We start from the raw sequence: 11,771 nt of genomic DNA, 5'->3' as shown, positions 1-11,771 counted from the left end.
TGGAGCGGTTTATGGGAGGATTTCTCAGGTCCCCCCATAAAAGGGACTTATGGCCGGGCAACTCGCCCCGACACAAAGTGGCTCACATCATTGAACCCTGGCGTCGACGCATGCCCTGGCGTGACCAGCGAGTCGATGAACGCTTCGTCCTCCGCCGTGATCTTCACCTCCAGCGCGCCGGTGTAGGCATCCCACTGCGCCTCGGTGCGCGGCCCGACAATCGCCGAACTGACCGCCGAGTTGTTCAGGACCCAGGCAATCGCGAACTCGACAATCCCCACGCCACGGCCCTGGGTGTATTGCTGGATCTGCTGGGCGATGCGCAGGGATTCAACGCGCCATTCGGTTTCCAGGATGCGCTTGTCCTGGCGCCCGGCACGGCTGCCGGCTTCAGGCGTTACGTCCGGCGCATATTTGCCGCTGAGCACGCCACGGGCCAGCGGGCTGTAAGGCACCACGCCCAGGCCATACGCGGCGGCGGCGGTGATCTGCTCCACCTCGGCCTGGCGGTTGACGATGTTGTACAGCGGCTGGCTGATGATCGGTTTGTCCACCCCCAGGCGCTCGGCCACGCGGATCACTTCGGCGATCCGCCAGCCGCGGTAGTTGGACAAGCCCCAGTGGCGGATCTTGCCCTCGCGGATCAAGTCGCCAATCGCTGAAACCGTGACTTCCAGTGGCGTGTTGTGGTCTTCGCGGTGCAGGTAATAGATGTCCAGGTAATCGGTGTCGAGGCGCGTCAGGCTGGCTTCCAGCGCATTGAAAATCCGCTTGCGACTCAGGCCGCTGCGGTTCGGCAGGCCATCCGCCGGGCCGATGCCGACCTTCGAGGCCAGCACCCAATCCTGGCGCTGGCGGGCGATGGCTTCGCCGACGATTTCCTCGGAGCGCCCGCCGGTGTAGACGTCGGCGGTGTCGATAAAGTTGATGCCTTGATCCCAGGCCTTGTCGATGATGCGCAGCGAGTCCTCGGTGTTGGTCTGCTCGCCAAACATCATGCTGCCCAGGGTCAGTGCGCTGACCTTCAACCCGGACTGGCCCAGTGTGCGGTAAATCATCGTGAACACCTCAAAAGGGGGAGACAGGCCCTATCCAATACCAGAGAGCAAGGCTCTGGAACAAGCCCCGCGACGGTTATTGCGGTAATAGTTCGGCGCAGCGCAGTTGCAGGAAGCGGTGCAGTACCTTGACCCGCTCCGACACCTGCAACCGATGGGGACACATCAGATTGAACGGGGTCGGTTCGCCTTGCCAATCGGTGAGCAACGGCACCAGGCGCCCGGCCTTGATATCGCGCGCTACATCCAGACGCGCTTTATAGGCGATGCCGTGCCCGGCCAATGCCCAGCGCCGCACGATCTCGCCGTCATCACTGAGGTAGTCGCCGCCGACCTCGACTTCCTGCAGCACCTCGCCCTGGCGAAAGTACCAGGTGTTGTTCGCCCGACCCTGGCGCATATAGCGCAGCGTGCTGTGTTCTGCCAGGTCCTGGGGGAGGCGTGGCGTACCGTGGCGCGCGAGGTAGTCGGGGCTGGCGCACGCCACCCGCGTGTGGTCGGGCACCACCGGCAACGCGACCAGGCTGGAGTCCCGTGGTACGCCGAAACGCAGGGCGATGTCGACGGTTTCGCGGAACAGGTCGGCATTGCTGTCGTTGAGCAGCAACTGAAGGCGCACGTTCGGGTGTTCGAGCTTGAACTCATCCAGCCAGCCCAGCAGCACATTGCGCCCGAAATCCGAGGGCGCGGCCAATTGCAGTAATCCGCTGAGGCTCTGGCCTTGCTGCTTGACCGCCTGTTCGCCTTCCGACAGCGCCTCCAGGGCCACGCGCACACTGTCGAGGTAGCGCCGGCCTTCTTCGGTCAGGCGCATGCTGCGGGTGGAACGCGCCAGCAGCCGGATGCCCAGGCGGGTTTCCAGGCGCTTGAGGGCAATGCTCGCTGCGGCCGGGGTCAGGCTGAGGCTGCGGGCGGCTGCCGACAGGCTGCCGGTGTCGGCGGTGCGTACGAACACTTCAAGGTCGAGGATTGAGCTCATTTGTAAAAATCCTTTAAAGATCTTGTCGTTTTACCGGGATTTTTCAACGATTGCCAAGCTGGGAAGATGAAAGCTCATTTTCTCAGCCAGGTATTTCCCCATGACATCTCCCCTCAACGGCACAACCATCATCGTCATTGGCGGTAGCAGCGGCATTGGTGCCGCGGTGGCCAAGCAGGCCGTGGCACGCGGTGCCCATGTGGTGCTGGCCGGGCGGCGCTTGTCTTCAACCGTGGAGAACGGGGTGCGCAGCGAGCAGGTGGACGTGACCGACGCAGCCTCATTACAGCGCTTGTTCGAAACCGTGGGGCCGTTTGACCATCTGGTCTACACCGCAGGGCCTGCGGTGCAGGCCAAGGCCCTGATCGAGACCGACCTGAACCTGGCGCAAGACAACTTCAACGTGAAGCTCTGGGGTTCGCTGCGGGCGATCCAGTCGGCGCTGCCATTTCTCGCCGAGCGCGGCAGCATCACCCTGACGTCGGGGCAGTTGGGGCGCAAAACGGTTGCGGGGCAATTCATCAAGACCGGCATCAATGCGGCGACCGAAGCGCTGGGCAAGCAACTGGCCAAGGAACTGGCGCCACGCCGGGTCAATGTGGTCAGCCCGGGCGTGATCGACACCGAGGCGTATGCCGGGTTGTCCGATGAGCAGCGACTGGCAATGTTTGCCAAGGCGGGCGGGGCGTTGCCGGTGGGGCGCGTGGGGCAGGCCGAAGAAGTGGCTGCCGGGTATGTGTTGGCGATGGAGAACGGGTTTATTACCGGTAGCGTGATTGATGTCGACGGCGGCGGATTACTCTAAAGGCAGCTGAATAAAAAAGGTCCCGCTTTCAGGCGGGACCTGCATTATCAGTAATAGGGCCGTGCTTAATAACGTGGCACCGGAACCGGTTGTGGCGGGTAGTAATAGCCTGGAGGCGGCGCCTGGTAATAGACCGGCGGCGGCTGTTGGATGTACACCGGCTGCGGCTGCACGTAAACCGGTTGCTGCTGCACATAGACCGGAGGCTGGGAGTTGGCGACCACCGAACCCACTACGAGACCGCCGACAACCGCACCCAGCAAAGCCGGGCCACCCCAGCCCCAACCACCGCCATGCCCGTACCCATAACCGTGACCCCAGCCATAGCCATATCCTCCACGGGCTTCTGCTTGCCCTGCGATGGCGAGGGTGGCAATGAGCAACATGGCTACTTTCATTTTTGAGAGTCGACTGATCATGATAAGTCCTCTACGTATGCACCGAACCGGTCTTGATAATATCCCCGGGCATAGGCTTCAGACAGCGGTTTCGGACGGGATGATGGAGTACGAAAGTAAAGGCTGGGTAAAGGTTGTAGCCTATTTGTTACCTGGAATGGGCGTAGAGGTTAATACGGCTGTCAGGCAGTTGTTTGCCTATAAAAACACGCCTTTATATGAGCAGATAGATGACCGGCGCCGCCCTCGATATCGCGGCACCGGTCAGCGCTGATTCAAGCCTTGAGTGTGCGCGTCATGCGCAACGCCAACACACTGCCCGCGACGATCACCGCCGCCAGCAGGTACAGCGCCAGGTCCGTAGACCCGGTGGCATCTTTCACAAACCCGACGATATACGGGCTGAGGAACCCCGCCATCTGGCCCATGGAGTTGATCAACGCCAGACCACCCGCTGCCGCACCTGCGCTGAGCATCGCGGTTGGCACCGGCCAGAACATCGGCAGGCCGGTGAGGGCACCCATGGTGGCGATGGTCAGGCCGAGGATCGCAATGGCCGGCGTGGTTGCAAAGTTCACCGCAATCACCAGCCCGATCGCGCCCATCAGCATCGGCACCACCAGGTGCCAGCGACGCTCCTTGCGCAAGTCGGCAGAGCGGCCCACCAGCAGCATGAACACCGCCGCCAGCAGGTACGGGATCGCACTCAACCAGCCAATCACCAGGTTATCGCTGAAGCCCATGTTCTTGATGATCGATGGCAGCCAGAAGTTGATGGCGTACACACCGCTCTGGATGCAGAAGTAGATCAGGCCGAACGCCCAGATCGCCGGGTTCTTGAACACTTCCAGCAGCGAGTCGCTGGTGGTCTTCGGCTTGTTGGCCAGGTCGGTCGCCTGGTCGGCTTCCAGCACCGCGCGCTCATGGGGCGTGAGCCACTTGGCGTTGGCAAAGCTGTCGCTGAGCAGGAAGTAGGCGAGGGCGCCGAGGATCACCGTCGGCACGCCTTGCAGCAGGAACATCCACTGCCAGCCCGCAAGCCCGCCCTGGCCGGCGGCGAAGTGGTTGAGGATCCAGCCGGAGAACGGGCTGCCGAGCAGGCCGGATACCGGAATCGCCGACATGAACAGCGCCATGATCCGCCCACGGCGGAAGGTCGGGAACCACTGCGAGAGGTACAGCACCACGCCCGGGAAAAACCCGGCTTCAGCGGCGCCGGTCAGCAGGCGCAAGCCGTAGAAGTGCGTCGGTGTGGTAACGAACAACAGGCAGGTGGACAGGGCGCCCCAGACGATCATCATCAGCGCAATCCAGCGCCGTGGACCGAATTTGGTCAACGCCAGGTTGCTCGGCACGCCGCACAGCACGTAGCCGATAAAGAAGATCCCGGCACCGAGGCCGTACACGGTCTCGCTGAATTTCAGGTCGTCGAGCATCTGCAACTTGGCAAAGCCGACGTTGACGCGGTCGAGGTAGTTGAACAGGTAGCAGATGAAAATGAAGGGGATCAGGCGCAGGGTGATGCGCTTGTATACGGCGTTTTTATCGTCATCGGTGGCCTGGGTAACAGCGGCGCTCTGTGACATGGCAGTCTCTCTTTATTATGATTTTTCGCGATGCGAGGGTAACGTTGATCGCCCAACGAGTCTCGGCCACCTCAAGGGGTGCTGTCTTTGTGCTCGCGCACAGTGAAGCATGGTTTGCGCTGTGCCTATGAACAACCGGTTTTTTTCAGGAATTTAGCCCCATGTTCGAGCTGGATCATGACCTGGCGCAGGATATCGTCAATCGCACCATGGCGATCCTGCCCTATAACGTCAACGTCATGGACAGCCAGGGCCTGATCCTGGGCAGCGGCGAACCCGAGCGGATCAACACCCGCCACGAAGGCGCGCAGTTGGTGCTGGCCAACGGGCGGGTGGTGGAGATCGACGGCCAGACCGCCAAACACCTCAAGGGCGTGCAACCCGGGATCAACCTGCCGCTGCTGCACGACCAGCGCCTGATCGGCGTGCTGGGCATTACCGGTGAGCCGGAATTGCTGCGCACCTATGCCGAACTGGTGCGCATGACCGCCGAAATGCTGGTCAGCCAGCGTCACCAGCAAGCCGAGCAGCAATGGCGGCGCCAGCGCTGCGATGATCTGCTGGCACTGCTGCTGGCCGAGACCGGTGATTCACCGCGCCTGGTGGATGAAGCCCAGCAACTGGGCCTCAAGCCGCAGCTGGCGCGCACGCCGTACCTGTTCGAGCTGGGCAGCGGCCAGTCGGCCGAGGCCTTGAGCGCCTGGCTGACCTCGCGCTACCCCGACAGCTGGTGCGTCAGCTCCGCGCAGTTTTCCCTGCTGTGGTGCCGGCCTGCGTCGGTGCAAGTCGATAACCCGCGCCTGCTGGAAAAGCTCGACGGCCTGGGCTGGAACATCCTGCGGGTCGCCGTCGGCGGGCAAGCGGACGGGCTGGCCGGCCTGCGCCGTTGTTACCGGCGGGTCGGCGACCTGCTCGCCTATGGCCGTGATGTGCTGCCCGAATCGCGGTTGCTGACCCTCAATCGCTACCGCCTGCCGGTCATGCTCTGGCGCCACCGCAACGACGACGCCCTCGATGAATTGCTCAACCCGCTGCGCAAGGTACTGGCCAAGGACAGCAACGGCCAGTTGCTGGCGACCCTGCGCAGCTGGTGCGATCACGACGGCCAAAGCCAGGCGTGCGCCGATGCCCTGGGGATCCACCGCAACAGCCTGCGCTACCGCATGGAACGCATCGCCGAGCTGAGCGGCGTCGACCCGCTGACCCTCGACGGCATGCTCGCGTTGTACCTCGGCGTGCAGCTATTGCCGCAAGCTTTGTCCAAATGAACAACAAACCCCAGCCACTCTTGTGCAATGGACCGGCGTTATTGCCGGTGCCAACTGGCAGCATGGGCGTTATAAAAACCGGAGAAAGCCCATGAAAATCATCATCGCCCCCGACTCGTTCAAGGACAGCCTGAGTGCTGAAGGCGTGGCGAATGCCATTGCCGAGGGGTTGGCCAGCGTGTGGCCCGACGCCGAGCTGATCAAGTGCCCGATGGCGGACGGTGGTGAGGGCACGGTGGAATCGGTACTCGCCGCCTGCCAGGGCGAGCTGCGCACCAGCCGTGTGCAAGGGCCATTGGGCGGCAGTGTCGACGCGCATTGGGGCTGGTTGGCCGAGAGCCACACCGCAATCATCGAAATGGCCGAAGCCAGCGGCCTGCAACTCGTGCCACCGGGTCAGCGAGATGCGTGTTCCAGCAGCACCTTCGGCACCGGCGAACTGATCCGCGCCGCCCTGGATGCCGGCGCCCAGCGCATCATCCTGGCCATTGGCGGCAGCGCCACCAACGACGGCGGCGCCGGGGCGATGCTAGCCCTGGGTGTGCAGTTGTTTGATGCCGAGGGAGCAGCGCTGCCCCTTGGCGGCCTGGCGCTGGGCAAGCTGTCGCGCATCAGCCTTGAACAACTGGACCCCCGCCTGAACGAAGTGCGCTTCGAAATCGCCGCCGACGTGAACAACCCTTTATGCGGTCCTCACGGGGCCTCGGCGATTTTTGGCCCGCAAAAGGGCGCCAATCCCCAGCAAGTCGAACAACTGGATGCGGCCCTCGGCCATTTTGCCGATCACTGCGCCAGGGTATTGCCCAAAGACGTACGCGACGAACCCGGCAGCGGTGCCGCCGGTGGCTTGGGTTTCGCCGCCAAGGCGTTCCTTGGCGCGCAGTTTCGCGCGGGTGTTGAAGTGGTCGCAGAGCTTGTTGGGCTTGAGCAAGCCGTGCGTGGCGCCGACCTGGTGATCACCGGCGAAGGCAGGTTCGATGCCCAGACCCTGCGCGGCAAGACCCCGTTTGGCGTGGCGCGAATCGCCAGGCAGCACAACGTGCCGGTGATCGTGATCGCCGGCACCCTGGGGGATGGCTACGAGCAAATGTACGCCCACGGCGTGGATGCCGCGTTCGCCTTGCCGTCCGGCCCGACTACCCTGGAACAGGCCTGCAGCGAGGCACCGCGCCTGTTGCGCGAGCGCGCCTCGGACATTGCCCGGGTTTGGCGTGTGGCCGCCCTGGCGGTCTAAGCCTCAAAGCCCTGCGCCAGTCGGTCGATCCACTGGCGCTGAAACCCCAGCAGTACGTCCTTGGGCTGCTGCAACTGGACAAACTCCAGCATCGGGTCTTCCACCGCCGTGCGCACGCCGGCCAACTCCTCCAGCGCCGCCAGCCCGCAAAACGGCACATAGGCTTCGCTGTAACCACCTTCATGCACCAGCACCAGGCGCCCTTGGCACAGGCGCTCGGCGGCTTGGCGTACTGTGCGGGTCATCAGGCGGAACGACTCGCTGTGTAGCAGCATGCGCGCCAGCGGGTCCACGGCGTTGGCGTCATAGCCGCAGGCGACGATGATCAGTTCCGGCTCGAAGCGCTCCAGGGCCGGTACCACGATGCGCTCCATCGCGTGCAGATAGGCTTCGTGGCCGCTGCCTGGCGGCAACGGGATATTGATATTGGCGCCCAGGCCGGCGCCACGGCCACGGTCCTGTTCACCGCTGTAGCCCGGCGGATAGCAACCGTCCTGGTGCAGGGAGATCGTCAATACATCGCCACGTGTTTCGAAGATGGACTGGGTGCCGTTGCCATGGTGCACGTCCCAGTCGATCACGGCGACCTTGCCCAGCCCGCGGCGCGCCTTGGCGGCCTCGATGGCGATGGCGATATTAGCCAGGAAGCAAAAGCCCATGGCGCCGTCCGCCAGGCAGTGATGCCCCGGCGGCCGCGACAGTGAGTAGGCATTCTCGACCTGCCCGCTCAGCACTGCGTCCACTGCAGCGATGGCCAGCCCGGCGGAGAGTCGGGCGATCTCGTAACTGCCCGGACCGATCGGTGCCTGTGGGCCCAGTTCGCCACCGCCGGCATCGCTCAGGGCCTTGAAGCGTTGCAGGTAGTCGGCACCGTGTACCCGTCGCAAGTCCTCGTCAGTGGCCGGAACTGCGCTGTGCTGTTGCAGGTGACGGCTCAGCCCGGATACGTCCAGCAGGCTTTTCAAGCGCCGCTTGGTCTCCGGCGACTCGGCATGCCCGCTGCCGGCAGGCGGCTGCACCCAACCGCCCACCGGCAAGGTCAGTGCGTGGGCGCGGGCGCTGTGCCAGAGGCTTAGTTCATCAAAGAAAAACGCGGTGGTTCGGTTCATCAGAGTCTCCAGTTCAGCGGGTTAAAACAGCGTCAGGCGTGGCGCGGCTGCCGAGCATCAGCGCCAGGGACAACAGGGTGACGGCGGCGCCGCCCACCAGCAGCGAGGCAAACCCGCCGCTGGCTTCGATGAGCCGCCCGGCAATGGCCGGCCCGATGGCCAGGCCCGCACCGATCACCAGGTTGGAGGTGTTCATCAGCTTGCCGCTGCGGTCGAGGTCGGCGAGGCAGGCGAGAATCAGCGGCAGGATGAAGGTCCAGGTGAATTTGAACAGCAGCGCTGCCAGGGCAAAGCGCAGCAGTGTTGGCGTACCGCTCAGCAACAGCACCGCACCGGCCATCAGGGCGTAGCCCACCAGCAACAGCAGCAGGCGTGGCAGGCGCGTACCGATCAGCGAGGCACAGCCGGCGCCGACGATGCCCATCACGGTGGCCAGGGCCAGCACTTCACCGCTGTGTTGCGCGGAGATTGCGGCGCCACTGCTGATGGCGCCGATAAAGGTCCAGACACCGCCGAGGCTGACGTAGAAGGCCAGGATCCCGGCGATGCCCAGTGCAGCCTTCACCCGGGAGACAGGTATCGGCGCTGCATCGGTTTGCTCGCGCGGCGGGCTGCCGGACGGGAAACACCGGGCGAGTGGCAACAGCAGCGTCATCAGTCCCGCAAGAATCAGGTAGCAGGCGCCGAGGCCATAGCGCGCAAACAGTCCGGGCAACACGCCAAGGCCGACCGCTCCGACCACCAGTTGCCCCATCACCCACAAGCCGTAGACCCGGCTTGGATTGGTAGTGGCAGCCGCGCTGGCCAGGCAGATGATCATCAACGAACCGCCCGCCAAGGCACTCATAAAACGCAAGGCAAGCAAGGTGGCGTAGGTGTCGGCGAGCATCGACAACAGGTTGGCGGCAATGAATGCCACGGCGGCGACCAGGGCTGCCAGGCGCCAGTCCACCCGTTTCAGCCACCAGAAGGCGGGCAGGGTGGCCAGGCTCATCGCCCCCAACTCGGTGGAGAACAGGTCGCCGATGTGGGACGGGCTCAACTGCCATTGGCTGGCCAGTTGCGCGGCCACCGCCGGTGCGGTCATCAGGATGGTCGGGGTAATGGCGGCGAACAGAATGATCGCCGCCAGCAACGGCCATGACCGTGCTGAAAGGCCGGCGGTTGCAGCGTGGGTCTGAGTGTTCATGGGCAAGCTCCGGGAAAGTGATTCAGAACACATGGACCAGCCGCAACAGGGCGTCGGTGCCTGCGTAGCCGTTGGATGCCGCGACGTTTTGCGAAAGGCTGAACATCACTTGGTTCTGCCGGTCGAGCCAATGCCCTACCTCGAAACCCACCTGGGTGTAGCGCTTGTGGGTGTCGTCGATGCGCTGGTCGTTGATGCGCAGCTCGCCGCCATCGGCGTGGATCAAACGCAGGGCGCCGTAGGTGGCCGGGCTGAAGTCGTAGGAGGCGAAGGCTTGCAGGCGGTACAGCGGGTCTTGCTTGAGGTCGCTGCCGAAATAGTCGTCATTGGTGCCGTACAACTGGGCTTCGAGGTTGGCTTCCAGCACCCATTTCTCGCCAATGCCCTGGGTGTAGTTGTAAACGAAGGTCGCGCCCCAGCGATTGGCCCCGGGGGACACGTCGGGGTTTTTACTGTGGTACTCGCCCACCGGCACGGTGATCAGGCTCAACAGCCCGCTGTAGGTGCGTGAGGCCGGGTCGTTGATGAAAAACAGCGTGCCGCCCACCTGCGGGTCACCAAAGCCGCTCTCGCCGGTGTGCTGGCTGGCGCCGGGCAAGCGCGCATTGATGTCGGCGAAGGGCAGGATAAATTGCGGGGTGCACAGCGTGCCGCAGACGTCAGTGAAAAACACCTGGCGGTACGCCACGGCGTTGACCTTCAAGTCGGCCTTGCCGGTGGTGTCGGCCGGGCCGTGGAAATCATCGTAGCGCGTCGCCGGCAAGTACAGCACGCCGAGGCTGGTACCGGACGGCGCGCCGAAAAAGTCCCGGGCGTTGAGGTCGGCGGCCTGGCTGTCGAGGCTCAGTAGGGTGCCGCCCAGCAGCATGGCCAGGTGACGCAAGGTGGAGTGATTCATCGCAAGGCATCTCTTATGGAATGTGATGGATGGCAGCGGAAAATGGGCAAAGGGCGCCCGAGGCCGTCAAAACGACAGCGCAAAAAAGCAACGAATTAAGGGGTGAGGTCAGTCGGGCGGGGCGTGCAGCAAGTGCGCGATGCGCGCCTTGTCCTTGACCCCGAGCTTGCTGTAGATGGCGCGGATGTGATGGCGCACGGTGTTCGGCGACAAGCCCAGGTCGCGGGCGACTTCCTTGTAGGTCTTGCCTTCGCCAAAGCCCTGGGCCACGTCGTTCTCTCTGGGACTGAGCTGGGGCAGGGCGCGGTTGAGGCGCGCGGCCAACAGAAACTGATCGCCCACGGCCGAGGCTTCGATATGGATGTGCTTGCCCTCATGCCCGCGCTGATTCAACGGCACCGGCAGGGCGGGGCCGCTCCATTGCGGCCACTCACTGAGCAGCAGGTCGACAAACCCGCGTTCGGCACACTGCAACACCCCGCGCTGGTCGCAGACCGCCAGGGCCAGGTTGCGCGGGCTGGTAAGGGTTTCGCGCATGGCCACCAGGGTGCGGATCTGGTTCGCCGAGACGGCCGCCACCAGGTGCAGCATCAGGTTGTTCAGCAGTTGGCAGTCGTCCTGGTTGAACCGTGGCGCTCCCGGTTTGCGGTACAGGCTCAAGTGGTCACTGAGGCGGGTTTGCGGGTCGACGTGGATCACACACAACAACTCGCCAATGTCATGGCGCTGACCCAACCAATTCTGGCCCGGGCCGTTGGCGGGGTCGAGCATGTCGACAATCACTGCCTGGCCGGGTGCTTCGTGCACCAGCCCGACCGTCACGTCCACATGGCGGATCGACTGCCAGTCGGCCAAGTACGTGTCTGGCAGGTGATGCAGGTAGCTGCTGTGTTCTTCCGGCAGGCCATCGATGATCGCGGCACGCCCCCACCATGCGCTGTCGAAGGGCAGCAGTTGACTGATGCGCGACAGGGCATGGCCATGAAACTGTTCGATGTCCTGATGCTGGGCCAGGCGTTGCAGATCAAGCGTCAGGGTGCTGAAAGCCTGTAACAGGCCGGGGGGATCAAGACGGCTCATGGGCGTTCCTCTGTGGGACTTTTTTATTGTTCTAGTCACAGGGTTTAAAGGCCGAAACGGGGCAGGGCCTGGGTGAAGTATCGGCGCTGCGGGGGCTGATCGCTATCCTACAGATGCATGATGTGCGGCAGGATTTGTACTCGCCAAAAAACCGCTGTGCCGCCTAC

At 63.7% G+C, this 11,771-nt stretch carries 11 protein-coding genes; 3 read left to right on the top strand and 8 right to left on the bottom strand.

Annotated features, from left to right (window positions below; genetic code table 11):
- Nucleotides 1-47: 47 nt before the first annotated feature.
- Complete coding sequence (locus HYE77_RS15360; RefSeq protein ID WP_003212563.1) at nt 48-1,058, bottom strand: aldo/keto reductase; 1,011 nt, start codon at nt 1,056-1,058, stop codon at nt 48-50.
- Between the two features lie 76 nt (nt 1,059-1,134).
- Nucleotides 1,135-2,037, bottom strand: a complete 903-nt coding sequence (locus HYE77_RS15355; RefSeq protein WP_003212562.1) for a LysR family transcriptional regulator — start codon at nt 2,035-2,037, stop codon at nt 1,135-1,137.
- Nucleotides 2,038-2,137: 100 nt separating this feature from the next.
- Here HYE77_RS15355 and HYE77_RS15350 point away from each other — a divergent pair, with 100 nt between their 5' ends.
- Nucleotides 2,138-2,842, top strand: a complete 705-nt coding sequence (locus HYE77_RS15350) for an SDR family oxidoreductase (RefSeq protein ID WP_003212561.1) — start codon at nt 2,138-2,140, stop codon at nt 2,840-2,842.
- A 65-nt stretch (nt 2,843-2,907) separates the two neighbouring features.
- On the opposite strand, the gene HYE77_RS15345 is transcribed toward HYE77_RS15350, so the two are convergent.
- Both HYE77_RS15345 and HYE77_RS15335 read right to left on the bottom strand, forming a co-directional pair.
- Nucleotides 2,908-3,261 carry a hypothetical protein gene (locus HYE77_RS15345; protein ID WP_023658819.1) on the bottom strand — a complete coding sequence of 118 codons (354 nt, stop codon included), beginning with the start codon at nt 3,259-3,261 and terminating at the stop codon, nt 2,908-2,910.
- A 254-nt stretch (nt 3,262-3,515) separates the two neighbouring features.
- Nucleotides 3,516-4,826, bottom strand: coding sequence for an MFS transporter (locus tag HYE77_RS15335; protein ID WP_003212559.1), 1,311 nt, complete (start codon nt 4,824-4,826; stop codon nt 3,516-3,518).
- Between the two features lie 161 nt (nt 4,827-4,987).
- Here HYE77_RS15335 and HYE77_RS15330 point away from each other — a divergent pair, with 161 nt between their 5' ends.
- Both HYE77_RS15330 and HYE77_RS15325 read left to right on the top strand, forming a co-directional pair.
- Nucleotides 4,988-6,094, top strand: coding sequence for a sugar diacid recognition domain-containing protein (locus tag HYE77_RS15330; RefSeq protein ID WP_003212558.1), 1,107 nt, complete (start codon nt 4,988-4,990; stop codon nt 6,092-6,094).
- Between the two features lie 91 nt (nt 6,095-6,185).
- A complete protein-coding gene (locus tag HYE77_RS15325; protein WP_177068953.1) occupies nt 6,186-7,328 on the top strand; it encodes a glycerate kinase in 1,143 nt (380 codons plus the stop codon).
- Here the strand turns inward: HYE77_RS15325 and HYE77_RS15320 are convergent.
- From HYE77_RS15320 to HYE77_RS15305, 4 genes are all read right to left on the bottom strand, one after another.
- The gene (locus HYE77_RS15320; RefSeq protein ID WP_177068952.1) at nt 7,325-8,437 is read right to left on the bottom strand and encodes a class II histone deacetylase; all 1,113 of its coding nucleotides are present in this window, start codon (nt 8,435-8,437) and stop codon (nt 7,325-7,327) included. The two genes, HYE77_RS15325 and HYE77_RS15320, sit on opposite strands and share 4 nt — an antisense overlap.
- Before the next feature lie 13 nt (nt 8,438-8,450).
- Complete coding sequence (locus HYE77_RS15315; protein WP_177068951.1) at nt 8,451-9,626, bottom strand: MFS transporter; 1,176 nt, start codon at nt 9,624-9,626, stop codon at nt 8,451-8,453.
- 22 nt (nt 9,627-9,648) lie between these two features.
- Nucleotides 9,649-10,494 (bottom strand): transporter, encoded by an 846-nt coding sequence (locus HYE77_RS15310; protein ID WP_371317077.1) that lies wholly within the window; start codon nt 10,492-10,494, stop codon nt 9,649-9,651.
- 138 nt (nt 10,495-10,632) lie between these two features.
- Nucleotides 10,633-11,604 (bottom strand): helix-turn-helix transcriptional regulator, encoded by a 972-nt coding sequence (locus HYE77_RS15305; protein ID WP_087693883.1) that lies wholly within the window; start codon nt 11,602-11,604, stop codon nt 10,633-10,635.
- Nucleotides 11,605-11,771: the final 167 nt, after the last annotated feature.

Source organism: Pseudomonas sp. IPO3774 (assembly GCF_013386835.1).
Lineage (GTDB): Bacteria > Pseudomonadota > Gammaproteobacteria > Pseudomonadales > Pseudomonadaceae > Aquipseudomonas.
This window is presented reverse-complemented; position numbering and strand designations above follow the sequence as displayed.